Source organism: Lutimonas vermicola (assembly GCF_038433205.1).
GTDB lineage: Bacteria > Bacteroidota > Bacteroidia > Flavobacteriales > Flavobacteriaceae > Lutimonas > Lutimonas vermicola.
In genome coordinates this window covers 148,249-169,270 of record NZ_JBCDNA010000001.1, presented here as the reverse complement: position 1 = coordinate 169,270, position 21,022 = coordinate 148,249, and the positions used below count along the sequence as shown (strand labels likewise).

The 21,022-nt window shown below is 37.4% G+C and carries 23 protein-coding genes; 15 read left to right on the top strand and 8 right to left on the bottom strand.

Annotated elements, in window-relative coordinates; all coding sequences use genetic code 11:
- The first annotated feature begins 98 nt into the window (after positions 1 to 98).
- Complete coding sequence (trxB, locus tag AABB81_RS00785; protein WP_342157949.1) at positions 99 to 1,046, top strand: thioredoxin-disulfide reductase; 948 nt, start codon at positions 99 to 101, stop codon at positions 1,044 to 1,046.
- A 147-nt stretch (positions 1,047 to 1,193) separates the two neighbouring features.
- Positions 1,194 to 2,645 carry an SLC13 family permease gene (locus tag AABB81_RS00780; protein WP_342157948.1) on the top strand — a complete coding sequence of 484 codons (1,452 nt, stop codon included), beginning with the start codon at positions 1,194 to 1,196 and terminating at the stop codon, positions 2,643 to 2,645.
- Between the two features lie 23 nt (positions 2,646 to 2,668).
- Here AABB81_RS00780 and AABB81_RS00775 read toward each other — a convergent pair whose 3' ends face one another.
- From AABB81_RS00775 to AABB81_RS00765, 3 genes are all read right to left on the bottom strand, one after another.
- Positions 2,669 to 3,688 carry a DUF368 domain-containing protein gene (locus AABB81_RS00775; protein WP_342157946.1) on the bottom strand — a complete coding sequence of 340 codons (1,020 nt, stop codon included), beginning with the start codon at positions 3,686 to 3,688 and terminating at the stop codon, positions 2,669 to 2,671.
- Entirely contained in the window at positions 3,689 to 4,582 is an 894-nt protein-coding gene (locus AABB81_RS00770) for a polyprenyl-phosphate transporter (RefSeq protein ID WP_342157945.1), read from the bottom strand.
- A 120-nt stretch (positions 4,583 to 4,702) separates the two neighbouring features.
- A complete protein-coding gene (locus AABB81_RS00765; protein WP_342157944.1) occupies positions 4,703 to 6,106 on the bottom strand; it encodes a tetratricopeptide repeat protein in 1,404 nt (467 codons plus the stop codon).
- Positions 6,107 to 6,265: 159 nt separating this feature from the next.
- Between AABB81_RS00765 and pyrR the strand changes: the two genes are divergently transcribed.
- The 5 genes from pyrR to AABB81_RS00740 all read left to right on the top strand — a co-directional run bounded on the left by pyrR (position 6,266) and on the right by AABB81_RS00740 (position 9,463).
- Positions 6,266 to 6,814: a bifunctional pyr operon transcriptional regulator/uracil phosphoribosyltransferase PyrR gene (gene pyrR, locus AABB81_RS00760; RefSeq protein WP_342157943.1), complete on the top strand. Its 549-nt coding sequence runs from the start codon at positions 6,266 to 6,268 to the stop codon at positions 6,812 to 6,814.
- Positions 6,815 to 6,875: 61 nt separating this feature from the next.
- The gene (locus AABB81_RS00755; protein ID WP_342157942.1) at positions 6,876 to 7,808 is read left to right on the top strand and encodes an aspartate carbamoyltransferase catalytic subunit; all 933 of its coding nucleotides are present in this window, start codon (positions 6,876 to 6,878) and stop codon (positions 7,806 to 7,808) included.
- Between the two features lie 12 nt (positions 7,809 to 7,820).
- Positions 7,821 to 8,174, top strand: a complete 354-nt coding sequence (locus AABB81_RS00750; RefSeq protein ID WP_342157941.1) for a ribonuclease Z — start codon at positions 7,821 to 7,823, stop codon at positions 8,172 to 8,174.
- Between the two features lie 9 nt (positions 8,175 to 8,183).
- The gene (locus AABB81_RS00745) at positions 8,184 to 8,546 is read left to right on the top strand and encodes a T9SS type A sorting domain-containing protein (protein WP_342157940.1); all 363 of its coding nucleotides are present in this window, start codon (positions 8,184 to 8,186) and stop codon (positions 8,544 to 8,546) included.
- On the top strand, positions 8,543 to 9,463 hold the full coding sequence (locus AABB81_RS00740; RefSeq protein WP_342157939.1) for a ribonuclease Z: 921 nt from the start codon (positions 8,543 to 8,545) through the stop codon (positions 9,461 to 9,463). Before AABB81_RS00745 ends, AABB81_RS00740 begins: the two co-directional genes overlap by 4 nt.
- On the opposite strand, the gene AABB81_RS00735 is transcribed toward AABB81_RS00740, so the two are convergent.
- The gene (locus tag AABB81_RS00735) at positions 9,460 to 9,825 is read right to left on the bottom strand and encodes a CoA-binding protein (RefSeq protein WP_342157938.1); all 366 of its coding nucleotides are present in this window, start codon (positions 9,823 to 9,825) and stop codon (positions 9,460 to 9,462) included. The genes AABB81_RS00740 and AABB81_RS00735 overlap by 4 nt on opposite strands.
- A gap of 294 nt (positions 9,826 to 10,119) precedes the next feature.
- Here AABB81_RS00735 and AABB81_RS00730 point away from each other — a divergent pair, with 294 nt between their 5' ends.
- Genes AABB81_RS00730 through AABB81_RS00720 form a run of 3 tightly spaced genes read left to right on the top strand, consistent with a single transcriptional unit; the run spans position 10,120 to position 13,759 of the window.
- On the top strand, positions 10,120 to 11,736 hold the full coding sequence (locus tag AABB81_RS00730) for an alanine/glycine:cation symporter family protein (protein ID WP_342157937.1): 1,617 nt from the start codon (positions 10,120 to 10,122) through the stop codon (positions 11,734 to 11,736).
- Positions 11,737 to 11,747: 11 nt separating this feature from the next.
- Positions 11,748 to 12,608 (top strand): ComEA family DNA-binding protein, encoded by an 861-nt coding sequence (locus AABB81_RS00725; RefSeq protein ID WP_342157936.1) that lies wholly within the window; start codon positions 11,748 to 11,750, stop codon positions 12,606 to 12,608.
- A gap of 11 nt (positions 12,609 to 12,619) precedes the next feature.
- Positions 12,620 to 13,759 carry an acyl-CoA dehydrogenase family protein gene (locus AABB81_RS00720; protein ID WP_342157935.1) on the top strand — a complete coding sequence of 380 codons (1,140 nt, stop codon included), beginning with the start codon at positions 12,620 to 12,622 and terminating at the stop codon, positions 13,757 to 13,759.
- Positions 13,760 to 13,763: 4 nt separating this feature from the next.
- Here AABB81_RS00720 and AABB81_RS00715 read toward each other — a convergent pair whose 3' ends face one another.
- The 3 genes from AABB81_RS00715 to AABB81_RS00705 are packed head-to-tail and all read right to left on the bottom strand — an operon-like array spanning position 13,764 to position 16,652.
- Positions 13,764 to 15,188, bottom strand: a complete 1,425-nt coding sequence (locus AABB81_RS00715) for a CCA tRNA nucleotidyltransferase (protein ID WP_342157934.1) — start codon at positions 15,186 to 15,188, stop codon at positions 13,764 to 13,766.
- A 1-nt stretch (position 15,189) separates the two neighbouring features.
- Positions 15,190 to 15,750, bottom strand: coding sequence for an L-threonylcarbamoyladenylate synthase (locus tag AABB81_RS00710; protein WP_342157933.1), 561 nt, complete (start codon positions 15,748 to 15,750; stop codon positions 15,190 to 15,192).
- Positions 15,747 to 16,652 carry an ATP-grasp fold amidoligase family protein gene (locus tag AABB81_RS00705; RefSeq protein WP_342157931.1) on the bottom strand — a complete coding sequence of 302 codons (906 nt, stop codon included), beginning with the start codon at positions 16,650 to 16,652 and terminating at the stop codon, positions 15,747 to 15,749. Before AABB81_RS00705 ends, AABB81_RS00710 begins: the two co-directional genes overlap by 4 nt.
- A 56-nt stretch (positions 16,653 to 16,708) precedes the next feature.
- On the opposite strand from AABB81_RS00705, the gene AABB81_RS00700 reads away from it, so the two are divergent.
- On the top strand, positions 16,709 to 17,533 hold the full coding sequence (locus AABB81_RS00700) for a glycosyltransferase family 2 protein (protein WP_342157930.1): 825 nt from the start codon (positions 16,709 to 16,711) through the stop codon (positions 17,531 to 17,533).
- Between the two features lie 162 nt (positions 17,534 to 17,695).
- Positions 17,696 to 18,442: a glycosyltransferase family 25 protein gene (locus AABB81_RS00695; protein ID WP_342157929.1), complete on the top strand. Its 747-nt coding sequence runs from the start codon at positions 17,696 to 17,698 to the stop codon at positions 18,440 to 18,442.
- 125 nt (positions 18,443 to 18,567) lie between these two features.
- Here the strand turns inward: AABB81_RS00695 and AABB81_RS00690 are convergent, their stop codons facing one another.
- Positions 18,568 to 19,383: a 2,3,4,5-tetrahydropyridine-2,6-dicarboxylate N-succinyltransferase gene (locus tag AABB81_RS00690; RefSeq protein ID WP_342157928.1), complete on the bottom strand. Its 816-nt coding sequence runs from the start codon at positions 19,381 to 19,383 to the stop codon at positions 18,568 to 18,570.
- A gap of 104 nt (positions 19,384 to 19,487) precedes the next feature.
- Between AABB81_RS00690 and ruvX the strand changes: the two genes are divergently transcribed.
- From ruvX to AABB81_RS00675, 3 genes are all read left to right on the top strand, one after another.
- The gene (ruvX, locus tag AABB81_RS00685; RefSeq protein ID WP_342157927.1) at positions 19,488 to 19,898 is read left to right on the top strand and encodes a Holliday junction resolvase RuvX; all 411 of its coding nucleotides are present in this window, start codon (positions 19,488 to 19,490) and stop codon (positions 19,896 to 19,898) included.
- 9 nt (positions 19,899 to 19,907) lie between these two features.
- On the top strand, positions 19,908 to 20,492 hold the full coding sequence (def, locus tag AABB81_RS00680) for a peptide deformylase (RefSeq protein ID WP_342157926.1): 585 nt from the start codon (positions 19,908 to 19,910) through the stop codon (positions 20,490 to 20,492).
- Between the two features lie 100 nt (positions 20,493 to 20,592).
- On the top strand, positions 20,593 to 21,015 hold the full coding sequence (locus AABB81_RS00675; protein ID WP_342157925.1) for a DUF5606 family protein: 423 nt from the start codon (positions 20,593 to 20,595) through the stop codon (positions 21,013 to 21,015).
- Positions 21,016 to 21,022: the final 7 nt, after the last annotated feature.

The window sequence follows — 21,022 nt, the reverse complement described above, 5'->3', positions numbered from 1 at the left end:
AAACGGTTATAAGCGTATTGAAAAAAAAGATATTGAATCGTATTTTAAACGTTTGGATTTGCATATTTTTGTGACTTGAAATTTAAAAACACAGAACAATGGATGGCAATATTGAAAGAATAAAATGTTTGATTATAGGATCGGGGCCAGCAGGCTATTCCGCCGCCATTTATGCTGCGCGTGCGGATCTTCACCCTGTTGTTTATACCGGAATGCAAATGGGCGGGCAGCTAACCACAACTACAGAAGTGGATAACTACCCCGGATATCCTAATGGAACTGACGGAACAGCAATGATGGAAGATTTTAAAAACCAGGCTGAACGTTTTGGAACTGATGTAAGATTTGGAATGGCCACTAAAGTTGAATTTAGTAATGAAGTTGGTGGAATCCATAAAGTGACTATCGATGAATCAAAAGTAATCGAAGCCAATACAGTCATAATTTCTACAGGTGCTACTGCCAAATATCTGGGAATTGAAAGTGAGCAAAGATTAATCGGAGGCGGTGTATCTGCCTGTGCCACCTGTGATGGATTCTTTTATAAAGGCCAGGACGTGGTGGTCATAGGGGCCGGCGATACAGCTGCTGAAGAAGCGACTTATCTTTCAAATATCTGTCGAAAAGTGACGATCCTAGTAAGAAAAGACTATATGAGAGCTTCAAAAGCTATGCAGCACAGAGTCAACAAAACAGAGAACATTGAAGTGATGTACAATACAGAACTCGATGAAGTATTGGGTGATAAGGTGGTTGAGGGTGTCATGGCCATTAACAACATCAGTAAAGAAAAAACCAAATTAGATGTAACCGGGGTATTCGTAGCCATTGGTCATAAACCTAATACCGAAATTTTTAAAGGAATTTTGGATATGGATGAAGTTGGTTACTTGATAACAAAAGGGAAAACAACCAAAACAAACCTCCCTGGGGTTTTTGCTGCAGGCGATGTGCAAGACAAAGAATACAGACAAGCGATAACCGCTGCAGGTACAGGTTGTATGGCAGCACTTGATTCGGAGCGCTATTTGGGATCTCTTGAATAAAACCTATCTGCTTTCAATAAAAAATCAAACCTGAGAAATTCTCAGGTTTTTTTGCCTTATATAACGTTTTCGTAAAAAAATTAGGCAAAATGTAGATAAACATTTATATAATGTAACTTTGCAACGTACTAATTAACGATTGAATTTATGGCTGATTCAAGGACCGCTTCCATGCGGTATTTAAAAAAATTTCAACATGTAGTTGACATACAACAGAAAATCATTTATTTTCTGCTGAGTATCATTTTTGCTTTTGTTCTCACCTACTGGATCAACTCCCCTGATCTTGATCAGTCACAGGTATATGTTTTGTTCCTGCTCTTTTTATCTATTGGATTATGGGTCACGGAAGCGGTACCTCCCTTTGCAGTTGGTTTATTGATCTTTGGTTTTCTAGTTTTTGCTCTTGGTGGATATTATGCTGAAATTGATCCCGAAAATGCTTCAAAATATGTTGCCAAATATGTACAGACCTGGTCGAACAGTGTTATTTGGTTGATGCTGGGTGGTTTTGTGATGGCTGAAGCCATGCAAAAAGTAGGATTGGACAAAACACTATTTAAAATGACTATTTCCAAATTCGGATCAAAGCCGAGAAATGTTCTCCTGGGAATTATGCTGGTCACAGCGGTATTCTCAATGATCATGTCGAATACTGCAACAACCGCTATGATGATCGCGGCAGTTATTCCTTTTATAAATACTCTTGATAAGGATTCGCCTTTGTCAAAAGCACTGCTCATAGGTATTCCCGCAGCTGCTTCTCTGGGAGGCATGGGTACGATTATCGGATCCCCTCCCAATGCCATTGCAGTAGATGCCTTAAGCAATCAAGGAATTCAGTTCGGGTTTTTAGAATGGATGATCATTGGTTTTCCGGTGGCTGTTATCCTCGTATTGCTTTTCTGGGTTTTTCTGATCAACAAGTTTGTTCCCAAGGTAGCGACAATTGATTTAAGTTTTCTGAATGATCTTGATAATGAAACCCCAAACAACTCAAGGATTTTTAACATTAAAAGAAAAATAGTATTAGGTGTTCTGTTATTGACCCTTACACTGTGGTTAACAGGAAATTTACACGGAATACAGGCATCTGCAGTATCGCTATTGCCAATTATGCTGTTAACCCTATTGGGGATTGTATCAGGAAATGACATCAGAAAATTGCCATGGGATACTTTGATGCTTGTGGCCGGTGGTTTGTCTTTAGGATTGGCAATACAAGAAACCGGTTTGGCTGAATATTATGTCAAAATGCTGAACAATTACAACTTGAATATCTATGCTTTAATGATTGTATTCTCCTTGTTGACAGTCATTCTTTCAAACTTTATGAGCAATACGGCTACGACGACCATATTGATACCAATCGCAATTATTCTGGTGTCTTCCAATAAAGTAATCCTTCCTTTAGTGATTGGATTAAGTGCTTCTGCAGCATTGTTTTTACCGATTTCAACACCTCCGAATGCCATAGCATTCAGCACAGGTAAACTGGAGCAAAAAGATTTCCGGGCCGGGGGCCTTTTTGCTGGAATTATAGGACCCGTTGTGATTATTGCAATGGTGCTGCTTATGAATGCCATTTATACATCATGATGAAGCATAAACAAAGTAACAGATTAATATTTGACCGCTTTTTTGGGTCCAACCCAATCAATGATCAAAAGTATTCCTAATCCAAGAAGGATGAATACAATGGCATACCAGGTTGTGATATCTGCAAAATCAGGGAAATACCTCACGTAATTTTCAATAATTTTATTGCCCATACTGTCTAAAACATAGCTCTCTTCATCCATTTTGAAGATTGTCCTTTTCCATGGCCAAACATTGCCCAGGGACCCACCTATAAACCCAATAATTAAGGCCGTAATGAGCTGATGCCACCTTTTTAACATATACCCAAGGATATGGGAAGTAATCACTAATCCGAAAATTGACCCTAATCCAAAGCTCCCGATGATCTTTAAGTAATGCATCCTTACCTCGTCATGCACAAAATCAAAATTAAAGGTGAAAATATCCTGCAGCGTTTTATACAACTCATTCACTGAATCCACGAGAAGCAGCACGTAATTCCCCATTAAAATAAGGATAAAGGAACCCGACAAACCAGGCAATGTCATTCCTGACACCCCAACCATTCCACAAAAAAACACAAACCACAGATTATCATTTTCCTTGGCAGGACTCATCAAACTAATCGATACGCCAATGGCCACCCCCAATATCATGCTGATCATGTTTATACGTGAAAAATCATTAAAATCCTTTGCTACATAATAAATAGAACCCAGAATCATCCCGAAAAAAGTAGCCCATACATAGAGTTCGAAATTCTGAATCAAAAAATCCAGCACCCTTGAAACTGAGAAATAACTAAAGGTACTCCCGGCAAAAACAAGTAAGAGAAACCGGCCGTTTACATACTGGTAGAAACTTTTAAACCTTCCGTTAATAATAAGGATAAAGGCCTTTCTATTGATCTTTTGAAGTGAATAGATCAACTCTTCGTAAAATCCTGTTACAAAGGCAACGAGCCCTCCTGAAACACCTGGGACCTTATTAGCGGCACCCATGGCAACCCCCTTAATAAAGAGCAGTATTCTATCCCAAAATGTTCTCGTCTTCTCTGCCATCTATTCCTTCTTTTTTTTAGCCATGCGCTCCAGAAATAAAATAAACAAGAATCCTGAAGCCGCCAATAGCAAAGCCAGGCCGAGTTGATGATCTCCTTCATAAGAAAAAGGGAGTACGCTTTTTTCGTCAAGGACCTTCAGCTTACCATTGATCATTTCGGATACCAGGACTTCTTTCCAAGGCCATATTTTATTGAGAGACCCCACTATAAAGCCCGTTAACAAAGCCAGGGTAAGGTTTTCATAATGATCAAACAACCATTTCAATAATCTTGAAAATGAAAGTAAGCCTACTATGGCTCCCAACATGAGTGTAGCCAATAAACCAAAATCCCTAAAATGAATGGCATCAAGAACCGGCTTGTACATTCCCAAAAGCAGCAAGATAAAACTTCCGGAAATCCCCGGAAGTATCATGGCACAAATCGCCAATGCTCCCGACATAAAAACATATGGGTAGGAGGCATCAGCCGTTTGAGGAGATAGCGTGGTTATAAAATAGGCTACAAAGGTTCCTGTTAACAGTAAAATAATCCCCCCCAGGTTCCATCTGGTGATCTGTTTTGCCACATATATGATACTGGCCAGGACGAGACCAAAAAAAAACGACCATATCAAAATAGGATGATTTTCGAGCAAATGCCTTATCAATTTTGCAAGGGTTACGATACTTAAACCGATACCAATGAGCAATGACACTAAAAAGTTAGCATTGAGTTCCCGCCACATTGACAAAAAACCTTCCTGCTTCCAAAGCTTTAAAGTTTTGAGGTTGACTTTGCTTATAGAATCAATCAATTCTTCATAAATACCTGAAATAAAAGCTATTGTGCCACCAGAAACACCCGGAACGACGTCAGCTGCTCCCATTGCAACACCTTTTAAGGTAATCACGAAATAATTTTTCAATGTTCTTTTTCCCAAAATATACCGCTAAAAATTCAGGAACCAAATATAACTAAAATAGCGCAGTGCTAAGCACATAATTTGGCTAAAAGAAATGAATGCGAAGTATTATGAATCTTGTGAATCTTTGAATCTGGAAACCATTGATCGCACCTCTTTATGGTCCATAATAATGGGAAACAATTCTTTGAAAACTTCCAGATAATCATAATCTGATTTTAAAGCATTTTCAAAGAAAAACATTCCTTCCTTTTCCTTTTGAACTAAAAAATGCAATCCGGCCAATCGGTAGCTGATTTCAGCCTGGTCTTTATACACCTCACGTGCATCTAATAAGACCCTGACAGCCTCATGGAATTCACCCAAAAAATGAAGTACATCAGCAAGAGCCAGATAAACTTCAATCCTGTCATCCTGTAATCCGATACATTTGTAATAAGCCCGCGCAGCTTCTTCAAAGAGATTTAACTTAAGGTTAATCTCTGCAAATTTATGCCAGTACAAATTGTTTTCCTCATCAATACTAAGTGCCTTATTGATGTAAAATAATGCTTTATGGTAGTTTTTATTACTGATAAAAATATCAGTAAGTGCCAGCCACCCTTTGTCGAGAAGGGGATCTTCATTTACTGTTTTATTATAAAAATCAATGGCATCGCGCCTTGAATTCAACTTCTCATAACATTTACCAATTCGAAGATATGCAAATGAAGTAGGCGTGTCCAATTCCATCGTTTTATGGTAAAAATCTATGGCTTCCTCATAACGACCCAGTTCTTCCAAAGTCTTTGCCTTTTCCAAATGTGCCCCTATGAATTCCTCATCAATCAAGATAGAATATTCAAATGCCTGTAAGGCCTGCTGGTAATCATATACGATATAATACTGTCTCCCTAATTGATGCCAGGCAATCTCACTGTAAGGATCCTTTTCTATATACTTTTTTAAATATTCAATGGCCTCCGTATGTCTCTTCATCATATCGAAGCAGTAGATGATATTGTACAATGATGAATAATTTTCATATTCAACATCAAGGCTTTTGGCAAAATTAAACCGGGCCCTGTCAAAATCTTCCAAAAACAGATACTCCATACCTATCATAGAAAGAATCTCGGCATCTTCATCAGCATAAAGGAGCGCAATTTTAAGATTGTCCACTGCCTGTTTATGCTTTCCTTTTTTAGAGAAAATGGCCGCCTTTTGTATGTATATATCTTCGTTGGAAGGTTCAATCTCCTGTAATTGATCGAGCATTTTTTCTGCCTTCTCCAGTTTCTCGTCCAAAATCAAAAGTTCTACCTGAATCAGTTTTAAGATGACTGAAGTCGGGTGCTGAGAAAGACCTAAATGAAGTGCTTTTTTTGCCAAAGAGAATTTTCCACTGTCAACGTAAAATAAGATGATCTCTTCGAACTCGTTGGAATCAAAAAAATATACGCTATTGGTTTTTAACATCAATTCAAATTTTGATAAGGACTGGTTATCATTGTTATTTGAAAAATGCTGCATATATTGGCTTTTTAATTGATACTAAAATAGCATCAATTGAAGCCCATGAGCATTGAAAGTCTAATTTTTCTTAACAATTTAATTAACACCTTAAAATTTTATTTTTGGTCACAAAAAAAACTGTAACTTTGTTCAATATTTAATGCCTTTAATGCTATTATGGCCAAAAAGACTTTACTTAACGAAAAAGAAATTTTTATTATTCTTAATCGTTTGGCTTGCCAACTCATCGAAAATCATCAGGACTTCAGCAATACTATTTTAATCGGAATACAGCCCCGCGGTATATTTCTTGCAAATCGGCTTGTAAAAATTTTGACTGAAGATTACCATGTCAAAGACATCAAACTGGGTAAACTCGATATAACTTTTTACCGTGATGATTTCAGGAGGAGAGAAGACCCTTTGAGCGCCAGCACCACTGACATCAATTTTATTGTTGACCATAAAGATGTGGTTTTTATTGATGATGTTCTTTTTTCAGGGAGAAGCGTCAGGGCTGCATTAACAGCGATACAGGCCTTTGGAAGGCCAAAAAACATTGAATTACTGGTACTGATTGACAGACGTTTTAGCAGGCATCTTCCGATACAGCCCGATTACAAAGGACGTCAGGTGGATGTGATTAAAGATGAACAGGTTAAAGTAGAATGGAAAGAGAACGATCCAAAAGATAAGGTTTGTATTGTGCGTCCGGATGTGATATAGGTTTGAACATATACTTAAAACATATAAAACTTGATTATTAAATTCAATTGTAATAAAAGAAATGGCTAAATTAAGTGTATCCCATTTACTTGGGATAAAACATCTGAATATTGAAGACATCAATTTGATTTTCAATACAGCCGATCATTTTAAGGAGGTTATAAACAGACCCATCAAAAAAGTTCCTTCTCTTAGAGACATCACTATAGCGAATTTATTTTTCGAAAACAGCACGCGTACCAAACTTTCTTTTGAACTCGCTGAGAAAAGGTTATCTGCAGATATCATTAATTTTTCAGCCGGGCAATCCTCAGTCAAAAAGGGGGAATCACTTATTGATACGGCAAATAACATATTATCTATGAAAGTAGATATCATCGTGATGAGGCATCCGAATGAAGGGGCCGGTGACTTTTTATCAAAACATGTTGATGCCAAGATTGTCAATGCAGGTGATGGTGCACATGAACATCCTACCCAGGCTTTGCTTGACTCCTATTCAATAAGGGAAAGACTCGGGGGTGTTCAAGGAAAAAAAGTGGTGATCATCGGAGACATACTTCATTCAAGGGTTGCGCTTTCGAATATATATGCCTTGCTACTACAGGGAGCAGAAGTGAAACTTTGTGGTCCTACAACACTTATTCCAAAGCATATCACTAAGTTGGGAGTGAGCTATGAAAAAGACCTTAGAAAGGCATTGGAATGGTGTGATGTTGCCAATGTCCTGCGGGTACAACACGAGCGAATGGATGTAAAATACTTCCCTTCTATCAGAGAATACACCCAGCTGTTTGGCATTAATAAAGAGTTATTAGACAGCATCGATAAAGAGATTGTAATTATGCATCCCGGCCCGATCAACAGGGGGGTTGAATTGACCAGTGATGTTGCAGATTCGAAACAATCCATAATTTTAAACCAGGTTGAGAACGGAGTCGCGATCAGAATGGCAGTAATCTATTTATTGGCTCAACAAATCAGACGTGATTAAAAGATTTAAAATATGAAGATTGATAAAACAGATCGTTATTATAGACTATCGCTAACAGAGAATGAACTTGAATCGGACGTAGAAGGATTTAAAGATTTTTTTAAGCAATTTTTAAAAAATAATACTAACTTTAAAAATGTAAATCTGATTTTAGATTTTTCTAGTATTATTAACATTGATTTAAATAAAATCTTGCTATTTTCGCAGTTAAGTGAAACGCATAGAAAAAATAACAAGTCTTTTGTCATTGTATGTAAGGGAATAGAGTTCGATGAAATCCCTGATGAAATAGTAGCTGTCCCAACCTTGAAAGAAGCTGAAGATATTATTGAAATTGAAGATATTGAACGTGATTTAGGAATATAAATACAATCTATGGTAAAAAAACTACTCTCTATTATTTTTTTATTAACCTTTTCCACAGCACTTCTTGCACAAGAAGATGATACTAAGGATCTGGAAATCCTTGAAGGCGCCTTGATTGGTATCCACGAAGTTGTGGCATCACCCAATCCTTTCAGCGTAGCTACAAGAATCAGATTCCTGGCAGACGAAGAATTTGAAATGGATTTTCTCGTTAAGGACTTGCTCGGAAATACCGTTTATGCTGAAAAACAAAAGGCAAAAAAAGGGTACAATTCCATCACCTTCTTTAGAGATGAACTCGAATCGGGTATTTATATATACAGTTTAAAGACTAAGACCAAAGTTATCTCAAAGAGGATCGTGATTAAATGAGTTTTAAACTCACCATATTAGGCTGTCATTCGGCAACGCCAAGAAGTTTGGCGCACACAACGTCTCAATATTTAGAGATGAATAATGATTGCTTCTTAATTGATTGCGGTGAAGGTACCCAAAGGCAATTACGAAAATACAAAATCAAATTTTCGAAGATAAAACACGTCTTTATTTCACATCTTCACGGTGATCATTTCTTTGGCCTGATCGGTCTTATCTCAACGTTCAATCTGCTTAACAGGAATACTGAGCTACACATATACGGCCCAAAAGGAATAAAAGAAATTATACTCCTGCAACTTAAACTGTCTAATTCATGGGTGGAATACCCCCTGCACTTTCACGAACTTGTTGCCAGTCAAAGCGAGATAATTCTTGACAATGATAAAGTTCAGGTACATACCATACCCCTTCAACACAGGATTTATACAAACGGATTTTTATTTAAGGAAAAAAACCGGCCCAGAAAATTAAATATGTCAAGTATTGACAACTATCCGGAAATAGATATTTGTGACTATCAAAATTTAAAGGATGGAAAGGATTTTATATGTCAGGACGGCAGTATTATTCTGAATAAAGAACTTACATATGATCCTCCCAGAGCACTTTCTTATGCGTATTGCAGCGATACGGAATACACCGAGAGTATTGTGCCTCTCATAAAAGAAACTGATCTTTTATACCATGAGTCAACTTTTCTGGAGGAACATCATCAACTCGCGCTTAAAACCAAACACAGTACAGCCAAACAGGCCGGTACCATTGCCAGGAAGAGCAACGTGAAAAAGCTGCTTCTGGGTCATTACTCCAGCAGGTACAAAAGCCTGGAATTGTTTCTTCAGGAGGCTCATCAGGTATTTGAGCCTGTGGAACTTGCAGAAGCAGGTAAAGAGATCACCGTGACACGTTAAAACTGGTCCATACTCAGCAAAACCAGTGTACAAGCCCTTTCAAAGGGGATTCCCTGATTTTTCAGTACAGATTCAAATTCACTATTTTCTGCTCCGGGATTAAAGATGATTTTTTGAGGTTTTAAGCCAACCAGGTAATCATAAAATTCTTCTTGGTTATAGGCATTCATATAAATGGTTACTGCATAGAGATCTTCAATATCAAATTGCTCGGTATGAATTTTTATACCCGAAACATCTCCTTCCCTAAGGCCCAATCCAACCACCCAAAAATTATTTGCCGCCAATTTTCTTATGGCCCTGTTCGAATAGCGATCTTGCTTTAAGGAGGCCCCAAGCACCAAGACTTTTCTTATTTTCATGTCATTGCATTTATGTCATATATCAGGATAATTTAAACGCTTTACATTGCATTCTTATCCCAAACATCAGTGCACAATATACGATGTTCTTAATTTATGCTTACCAGTGGTATGCTGCCTGCATCAATAGTTGAATCTAATAAAGAATCATCAATTCGCCATTCAGTTTAACTGGTCCGGCGCTGGTTCTTCAAATTAATACAGCTGCAGCTAAAACATTTTAGGGCATTTTTTTTGCCATAAGGTATTATTTTTTGGATATTGCAATCCTAATTCAAAATATCATAAGCACTCATGTTTAAAAAAATACTTCCGTTTTTATTGATTTTAACCCCAATGTTGAGCATTGCTCAGGAAAAAGGGCTGGATGAAGAAATAAATGAAAAATTTATGCCTGTTGCCACTTGGTGGGAAAATACTGTACTCACTCCAATTCATATTGCAGGTAACGATATTCCATTTGTGTTGTTACTGCTTGTTTTCGGAGCCACCATGTTCACAATTTATTTTGGTTTCCCGGCAGTTTCAAAATTCAGGCTGGCGATCAATACAGTGAGAGGTAAATATGACGAGATTGACCATCATGGCGTTGAAAAATCAGACGTGAATATTGTTGACGGTGATTTGGTTGACACAATCGCCGATGAGAGTAAAGATGGAGAAGTAAGTCATTTTCAGGCACTGGCTACGGCTGTTTCAGGTACTGTAGGACTTGGAAACATTGCCGGAGTTGCCGTTGCCATTGCTGTGGGAGGCCCGGGTGCCACGTTCTGGATGATCGTATGTGGTTTAATTGGAATGTCGTCAAAATTCGTGGAATGCACGCTGGGTGTAAAATATCGTGATGTTGGCGAAGACGGAACCGTTTATGGAGGGCCAATGTACTATTTGAAAAGAGGTTTGGAGAGTCAGAACAAAGCAGTCCTCGGAAAAATACTTGCCGTGATTTTTGCTGTTTTATGCGTTGGGGCTTCCTTTGGAGGAGGAAATGCCTTCCAATCGAATCAGGCTGCTGTTCAAATTGTGAGTATGCTGGGATTAACCGGAGGTGCATCAGGATTTGTCATCGGACTCATCATGGCAATTCTCGTTGGAATTGTGATTATAGGTGGTATCAAGAGGATTGCAAAGATTACTGAAAAAATTGTCCCTTTAATGGCCATTATTTATGTTGTCGCCTCATTGATCATTATCTTTTCCAATATTAAATATCTTGGAGATGCTTTTTCTTTGATTTTCTCGGGCGCTTTCAATCCTATGGCAGGCCTGGGAGGAGTTTTAGGTGTGATTATTGTAGGATTTCAAAGGGCTGCTTTTTCAAATGAGGCAGGTGCCGGATCGGCTGCAATAGCACACTCGGCTGTAAAAACAAAATATCCTGCGAGCGAGGGGGTTGTTGCCCTATTGGAACCTTTTATCGATACAGTAGTTATCTGCACCATGACAGCGCTTGTTATTATTTTCTTTAATATGGATGTAGGTGCATTTGATTATGGAAACTCAAAAAACAGTGCCGTAATGCTCAGTGAAACAGGACAATACATTGGAGGTGTGGATCTAACATCAATGGCCTTTGACTCCGTGTTACCCGGGTTTAGTTATATTCTTACCATTGCCATTATATTGTTTGCGTTTTCAACCATGATTTCATGGTCGTATTATGGCCTTCAATCATGGAAATACCTGTTCGGGAGAGGAAAAACTGCTGATATCATTTATAAAATCATGTTCCTGATCTTCGTAGTTGTTGGGGCCTCTGCAACGCTTGATGCTGTTATCAAATTCTCAGATGCTATGATTCTCGCACTGGTGTTCCCAAATATGATCGGGCTGGTCTTGTTGTTTCCTAAAGTAAAAGAAGAAATGATCAGATATACTGATGCCATAAAATCCTTAAAAGCTAGATCATAAAGAGTCATTTAATGAAATTCATCGAATCCCATTTCTGGTATACCAAAAGCCAAAGAAATGGGATTTTATTTTTGTTTGTGATCTTATTCTCGGTTCAACTTGCCTTATACTTTATTGATTTTTCAAGTAACGAAGATCTCAATGATCAGGAATTCGCTCTGATTCAGTTAAAAGTGGATTCGCTAAAAACCTTAGAAAAAATATCTCCCAAAACCAAGATTTACCCTTTTAACCCTAATTACCTCACTGATTTTAAAGCCTATCAGTTAGGACTCAATACAGATCAAATCGATCGCCTGTTTGCTTTTAGAGAAAAGGGAAAGTTTGTGAACAGTGTAGCCGAATTTCAAGAAATAACCGGTGTAAATGACAGCTTATCAGCTCTTATTTCACCGTATTTTAAATTTCCCAATTGGATAAAAAAGAAAGCATCCGATAAGGAAACATTTAAAAAGGAAGTTCTTCCTTCTGAAGTTAGGGATCTCAACAGGGCGACGACAGAAGACCTTCAAAGTGTTTCAGGTGTCGATCTAAAGATGGCGAAACGAATTATTGCCTATAAAAAATTATTACAGGGCTATTCTTCAGATGAGCAATTGTATGAGGTCTATTACCTTAAAAAACAAACAGCAAAAAAAATACTGCAATACTTCACCGTGACAGAGCCTCCCCAATTAAAAAAGCTTAACATCAATACTGCAAGCTTTAAAGAATTACTCCGAACGCCTTATTTAGATTATCATCTTACCAAAAAGATTTGTCAGTTCAGAGATCAAAATGATTTCTTTGAAAGCCTGGATGAATTAAAAAAAATTGACTCTTTCCCGATAGAAAAATATGATAGAATAGCCTTATATTTGTCGGCGGAATAAAAACCCCGACTATGAATTTTGAAATGTCCGAAACAAGGAATACTATAGCGCACTCCATCAGAGATTTTGCGAAGAAACATATCAAACCATTTATGATGGATTGGGATGAGCACCAGACCTTTCCGGAAGAACTTTTTCACCAATTGGGCGCCATGGGATACATGGGCGTTTTGGTGCCCGAGGAATACGGAGGAAGTGGCATGGATTATCACGAATACATTACCGTTATCGAGGAAATTTCAAAGGTGGACTCGTCTGTTGGCTTATCGCTTGCAGCCCACAATTCATTGTGTACAAATCATATCCTTGAATTTGGCAATGACGATCAAAAGAAGAAATGGCTGCCGAAATTGGCTCATGGAGAATGGATAGGAGCCTGGGGCCTTACCGAACACAATACAGGGAGTGATGCCGGCGGTATGAGCACAACTGCGGTTTTAGAAGGTGATCACTATGTGATCAATGGTGCCAAAAATTTTATTACCCATGGGATCAGTGGTGATGTGGCTGTGGTCATAGTCAGAACCGGTGAGAAGGGAGATTCCAAAGGAATGACTGCTTTTGTCATTGAAAAAGGAACACCTGGCTTCTCTTCTGGGAAAAAGGAAGATAAAATGGGTATGAGAGCTTCAGAAACTGCAGAATTGATATTTGTGAATTGTCGTGTACACAAAGATAATATTCTGGGAGAAGTAGGTGAAGGATTTATTCAATCCATGAAAGTTTTGGATGGAGGAAGAATTTCTATTGGTGCACTCTCTTTGGGTATTGCAAAAGGAGCTTATGAAGCTGCCTTAAAATATGCAAAAGAAAGAGAACAATTTGGTCAATCTATTAGTAAATTTCAGGCTATCGGTTTTAAACTTGCAGATATGGCCACCGAAATTGAAGCTTCTGAATTGTTGTTGCACAAAGCCGCACACGATAAAATTAAAGGTAAAAAAATGACTAAGATAGGCGCCATGGCTAAAATGTATGCCTCTGAGGTTTGCGTGAAAGTAGCCAATGAAGCCTTGCAAATTCATGGTGGTTATGGGTATACCAAAGATTTTCCTGTTGAGAAATTTTACAGGGATGCCAAACTTTGCACCATTGGCGAAGGCACTACTGAAATCCAGAAATTAGTTATTTCAAGAAGTATCTTAAACTAAGATTTTATTTTTTTAATCCGATGGCCTCGGCTTTTTTTATCATAAAGTCATAGGCTTCGTCGTAATCATTGGTGATCTCACCCTCAAGTATGGCTTCTTTGATGGCATCCTTGATGATCCCAATTTCGCGGCACGGCGTTAAATTAAAGGTTTCCATAATAAGCTCTCCCGAAATAGGCGGCTGAAAATTTCTCACATGGTCCCTCTCCTCTACTTCTTTGATCTTCTGTCTGACCAAAGTAAAATTATTCAGGTATTGTTTTTCCTTGACTTTATTTTTAGTGGTGATATCAGCTTCACAATGTGTCATCAGGTCGTCAAGGTCATCACCTGCATCAAAGATCAGTCTTCTTACGGCAGAATCCGTTACATTTTCGGCCAGTATCACGGGCCTTGAACTCATCATCACGATCTTTTGAACATATTTCATTTTCTCATTCAAGGGCATTTTCAGCCTTTTAAAAATAGCTTTTACCATTTTAGAGCCTATAAATTCATGGCCGTGGAAGGTCCAGCCCACTTTCTTGTCAAATTTTTTAGTAGGTGCCTTACCAATGTCATGTAATAAAGCCGCCCATCTTAACCAAAGCTTATCGGTCTTTTCCGAAATATTATCAACTACCTGTAAGGTATGGTAAAAATTATCCTTGTGCTTTTGCCCTTTGATTTGCTCCACGCCTTGTAGGTCAGCTAATTCCGGAAGTATAAATGGTAATAAACCCGTTTGGAATAAAAGTTTAAGACCAACAGAGGGTTTCTTGCTCAACATGATCTTATGCAACTCATCCACTATCCTTTCCTCACTCACTATTTGAAGCCTTTTGGCATTCCTGCTGATCGATTTCAATGACTCTTCTTCAATATCAAAACCCAACTGGCTTGAAAAACGAATGGCCCTCATCATTCTCAGGGGATCGTCACTAAAGGTAATATCCGGATCAAGCGGTGTTCTGATCACCTTATTCTTAAGATCGCTTATCCCGTCAAACGGGTCGAGTAAGGCGCCATAATCTGAGGTATTCAAACTAATCGCCATTGCATTTATGGTAAAATCCCTGCGATTCTGATCATCCTGTAATGACCCTCTGTCAACCATGGGGTTCCTGCTATGCTCCACATAAGATTCTTTTCGCGCACCCACAAACTCAATTTCAAGGTCCTTGAATCTAAGCATGGCCGTTCCATAGGTCTTAAAAACCTGTACTTTTGGTTTAAAAGGCATTATTTCAGCTACTTTGTTGGCAAGGCCAATACCACTTCCTACAGCGACTACATCAATATCTTTTGGGTTTTCTCTTTCCAGTAAAAAATCTCGCACATACCCCCCAATCACATAAGTTTCCACCTGCAAGGTATCTGCAGCCTGAGCTATATAATCGAAAGCAGGTAGTGAAATTGCTTTTTTAAAATCAGTATTCAATTGTAGCATACTATTTTCTAAGGAACTCGATCTCACCGAGATCATTCAGTTTAATGATTTGAGAAGCCGCATTTTTCGATTCGGCTGCCGGCAAATTTACTATATAATCTACTTGTTTCAAAAGTAAAGGATCAATTTCATCCAAACTTGACGGGGAAGGCGCACCACTAAAATTTGCAGAAGTGGAAACTATGGGTTTCCCGAATTCTCGAATCAAGGCTTTACAAAAATCATTTTGAACCACCCTTATAGCTACTGTATTGTCTGCAGCGACAACATTCGGGGCCAAGCCTTTGGGATGGCTATAGATCACTGTTATGGGTTTTATATTCGTTTTCAAAAATTTATCTACCACTTCTGGAACAAAACCCACATAGGCCCTTAGCATATCCATTCCGTCCACAAGGATGATCAAACTCTTGCTTTCAGACCTGTTTTTGATCTTATATATCTTTTTAACAGCAGCTTGATTTGTGGCATCACAGCCTAATCCCCATATAGTGTCAGTGGGATAGATCAGCGTTCCGCCTGATGCTAAAATATGCAAAGATCGGTTGATTTCTTCTTTCATGGGATACTTGTGATTTCCTTTTTTCCTGCAGTAATTTCTGGTAAAATAAGGTAATCCGCTACTTTTTTGTTAAACGATTCGGGAAAAAAGTTTTTTCTGGCATCTGATGGATAAAGTGTTAATTCCCCAAAAAACACCTCTCCATTAACATTATACAAATCAACACGAACAAAAGGAAGTTTATCTGCTAATTTTGAGGCCAGTTCAACCATTTTATCCAAATTTTCGGGCCTTTCTATGTCACCTTCATAGGCTTTCATATTTTGACTGGTGACCGCTAGTTTGTTCCAGTTCAGATCAAAGTGCGCAAGGCATTTATAACCCTCAGCATATTTATGGACTTGAATGAATTTTGCCTTACCATTGAAACAAAAAACCTTAAAATCCAATAACTCACCCTGGTCATCTTCCAAATACTTTTCAATAATAATCCTGGGTTTGACATTTTTATAAGCCCATTCCTGACCCGATAAATAATAGAGGTTCTTTCTCTTCCATTTGTATGTATTGAATTTTAACTTTCTCTTGTTCAATTTATGTTTATCCTTAACTATCATGTGCATATTAGAACCATGCGTACCCTTAACGACAAAACTTTCAGGCAAAGCTTCAAAATCAATGTCATTAAAACCATCACAAACCTGATACAGCTCGTTCAAGTAAGAAGGCCCTATTTTTTCTTCAACATAACTCCTTACTTTATATTTATCAACCAACTGGTTTAAAATCGGAGGATGAAAATACACCTTCAACCACTGAAGTTTTTCAATATATTTTACAGGGTTTTTAAGATCAAGCTTTTCACCGTGATAATATTCATAATATATCCTGGCATAATATTCCATAGGTAGATGCCTGTTTTTCTTGATTAAACCATAAAGAATTTTCTTTATAAAATTCATAGTAGTAACTTTGCGGCTAAATTAGGAGAAAAATAACGCTTCCAAAATAATAATCCATGGAAAATATACACATATCAGTGATCATCAGTACTTATAATGCTGTCGAATGGTTGGAAAAGGTACTTTGGGGCTATCAAAACCAGGTATTTAAAAATTTTGAGATGGTCATTGCCGATGATGGTTCGGGACCTGAAACCAAAGATTTAATAGCTCGTATGGCAAAGGAAGTATTTTATCCTATTATTCATGTATGGCAGGAAGATGATGGGTTTCAAAAATCAAGAATTTTGAATAAAGCTCTTTTAGCCTGTAACGCAGATTATATTGTTATGAGTGACGGAGACTGTATTCCAAGAAATGATTTTCTTCAGGTTCATGAGGACAATAAAGAATTGGGGTATTTTGTTTCTGGAGGGTATTTTAAACTCCCTATGAACATCTCTAAAGCCATCACCAAAGAGGATATACATTCACAAAAATGTTTCGATCTCGGATGGCTCAAAAAGCAAGGTTTAAAAAATTCATTTAAAAATAATAAATTGAGTTCCCAGGGAGTCAAGGAACATATGCTGAACAGGTTTACGACCACTAAGGCAACATGGAACGGTCATAATTCTTCCGGCTGGATAAAAGATATTTTAAAAGTGAATGGCTTTAATGAAAGTATGCAATATGGCGGACAGGACAGGGAATTGGGCGAGCGCCTGATGAACCTGGGCATCAAAGGTAAACAATTGAGATATAGTGCTATTTGTGTTCACCTCGATCATAAAAGAGGGTATAAAACCAAAGAATCCATTGATAAAAATCTAGAGATTCGTTCAAGTGTCAAAAAAAATAAAATAACCTTTAGTCCTTATGGGATTCAAAAAGGGGAATGAATGATTATCGAAAGTTTTGGCGCATCCGAATTCAACAGAAAATAGCAATCTCCATTAATGGCAGGCTTTGATCTACAAAAATGATATTAAAAATAATGATTGCAACAATATAATTTGATATCGATAATCTTAAAGATATTGTTTCCAAAGATTAGGTAAATTATGAGTTTATTTAAAGTTTATTACATCAATTTGGATAAAAGTATCCAACGCCGGGTGTTTATGGAAACCCAATTCAAAAACTTTAATATTTCAATTACAAGAATGCCTGCCGTTTATGGAAAAGAATTGGATCAATTGTTCTTGAAAAAAGTCAAAAACCAACACAATCTTTTAACGCATTATCCTAATTTAAATGACGGGGAGATAGGTTTAATTAAAACCTACTTTGATTTATGGAAAATTATAGCCAGGCAAGAAGAAGACTTTGCGATTATTTTAGAAGATGACGCGCTGGTAAACGAAAATTTTCCGAACGAATTAAAAGAATTGCTGCAATCTATAAATGACAAAGATTTTGTAGATATTTCAGGAACAAAAGGTTTTTACAAAATTTCTTCTAATCATTTAACTACAAAGTATTTAGTTCCTTCACTGCGGACAACGGGTCAAATTATTGGTAAAAAAGCGGCAATAACCATGTCAAAACATTTAACATCTTACTACTCTCCAATTGATGTTATCAAACAAGATGTTTTTAAGCATAAAACACCTGTCTTAACAACCAATAAAAGTTATGTGACCAGTAACGACAAAAATATAGGAGGTTCGACCATTCAGCATAAAAAAATGCCACAGTATAAAAAAATAATAAGGGAAGTCATTCGTCCTATCTGGCAATTGATAGCGCTTCTAACTTATAAGCCTTATAGAATCATTAAAAACTATGATTTTTATAAAAGTCATTAGTTTTCTCTCCCAACTTTTTTCTTCAGATAAAATGAAATGGACAAGGTAATTCAGTTCAAATTACAACTTTTAATAATCAAAGAAGCCATAATCCAATGAAGTCAATCTTATGCTGGTATGCTAAATTATACTGCCACATCATATTCGCGAAGCGCATCATTCAACGAGGTCTTCTTGTTCGTGGATTCCTTTCTTGTTCCTATGATCAAAGCACAAGGCACCTGATAATCACCGGCTTTAAAAGTTTTAGTATAACTTCCCGGAATCACAACCGACCTGGCAGGAACCCTCCCCTTCATTTCAATCGGTTTATCTCCGGTGACATCAATAATTTTGGTACTCATGGTCAGTACAACATTCGCCCCTAACACAGCCTCTTTTTCTACCTTTACACCTTCAACAACAATACATCTGGAGCCAACAAAAACACCATCTTCAATAATCACGGGTGCTGCCTGCAGGGGCTCCAATACACCACCAATACCTACACCTCCGCTTAAATGAACATTTTTTCCTATCTGAGCGCAACTTCCAACAGTGGCCCAGGTATCTACCATCGTGCCTTCATCAACATAGGCGCCAATATTCACATAACTTGGCATCAAAATCGTCCCTTTTGAAATAAAGGCCCCATGTCTGGCAACGGCATGAGGTACTACCCTGATCCCTTTTTCCTTATACCCTCTTTTCAATGGAATTTTATCGTGATACTCAAAAATTCCTACCTCAAGGGTTTCCATTTTCTGGATAGGAAAATACAATACAACCGCCTTTTTTACCCATTCATTTACCTGCCAGCCATCATTTGCCGGTTCTGCAACTCTTAATTCTCCCACATCCAACAGGTCAATCACCTTTCTAATGGCATCCTGTACCTTAGCATCTGTTAATTGTTCTCTGTTGTCCCAGGCATTTTCAATTATTTGACGTAAATCGTTCATAAGGCTTTATTAAGTCGCAAATATAAAAAAGCACAAAATAAAAAATCCATTTTTTTTATATTCTTTTAAATCAAAAAAGAGGTAAATTTGCAAAAATTATAAGAATGTCAAGAATTTTAGCCCTGGATTATGGCGAAAAAAGAATTGGAATTGCGGTTACTGATGAAATGCAGATTATCGCTTCCGGTTTGGCAACGGTTCCTACCGCTGAAATTTTCGAGTTTTTGAAAGAATATATAAAGCTTGAAAAGGTAGAACTCTTTTTAGTGGGTGAACCTAAACAGATGGATAATACTGTATCGGAAAGTGAAAAGCACATTAGGCCTTTTCTAAGTAAATTAGCCAAAATATTCAGCGATATTCCCATCAAAAGAGTTGATGAAAGATTTACGTCAAAAATGGCCTTTCAAACCATGATTGACAGCGGGTTAAAAAAGAAGCAAAGACAAAATAAGGCGCTTATCGATGAGATCAGTGCCACAATCATACTGCAGTCTTATCTGTATAATAAATAAGTTAAGAATATGATATTACCTATTGTGGCCTATGGAGATCCTGTACTTCGCAAGGTGGGGAAAGAAATCAACAAAGATTACCCTAATCTGGATGAGTTGATCGTGAACATGAGAGAAACCATGAAAAATGCCGAAGGTGTTGGGCTCGCTGCTCCCCAAATTGGAAAAGACATCAGACTTTTTTTAATCGATGCTTCACCATTTGCAGAGAGTGATGCCCTTGAAGAAGAAGAAAAAAGCTACCTAAAGGATTTTAACCGAATTTTCATCAATGCAAGAATCATTGAAGAGGACGGTGAGGAATGGGCTTTTAACGAGGGTTGTTTGAGTATCCCAAATATCAATGAGGATATTTTTAGGAATGAAACCATCAGGATTGAATACCAGGATGAAAATTTTGTACATAAAAAAGACACGCTTACAGGGTTAGCAGCAAGAATATTTCAGCATGAATACGACCATATTGAAGGTATCTTGTTTACTGATAAATTGTCTAGTCTTAAAAAGCGTTTATTAAAAAAGAAGTTAGAAAATATCTCAAAGGGAAATATTGATGTTGCTTACAGAATGAAGTTCCCAAAACAAAAAAAGTAGAAAAAAAAAGCATATTAAAATAGGATAAACTTTTTACAATGATCCTTAAAAGGATTGATTATAAGCGTTTCATACCAACAAAAAAATTAAATAAAAAAACATGAAATTAGAAAAAGTAATTGCCATTGCAGGTAAACCGGGACTCTACCAGATTATCTCTCAATCCAAATCAGGCGTCATTGTTGAGTCATTATCAGACAAGAAAAGGTTTCCTGTAAATTCTTTACATAATATCAGTACGTTAAATGATATCGCTATCTATACTTATGAAGAAGAGGTGCCGCTAAAAGCCGTGTTCTTAAGCTTGTTTGAAAAAGAAGAAGGAAAACCATCTCTTGACCCAAAATCTTCCAAAGCTGATTTATCAGGTTATTTTAGCGAAGTTCTGCCGGGTTATGATGAAGAAAGAGTGTATGCCTCAAATATCAAAAAAGTACTTTCATGGTACAATGCCCTTTTAAATTCTGATTTTGATTTTAGCAGTATCAAGGCTGAATTAGAAAAGGAAAATTCAGAGGAATAACACCTTA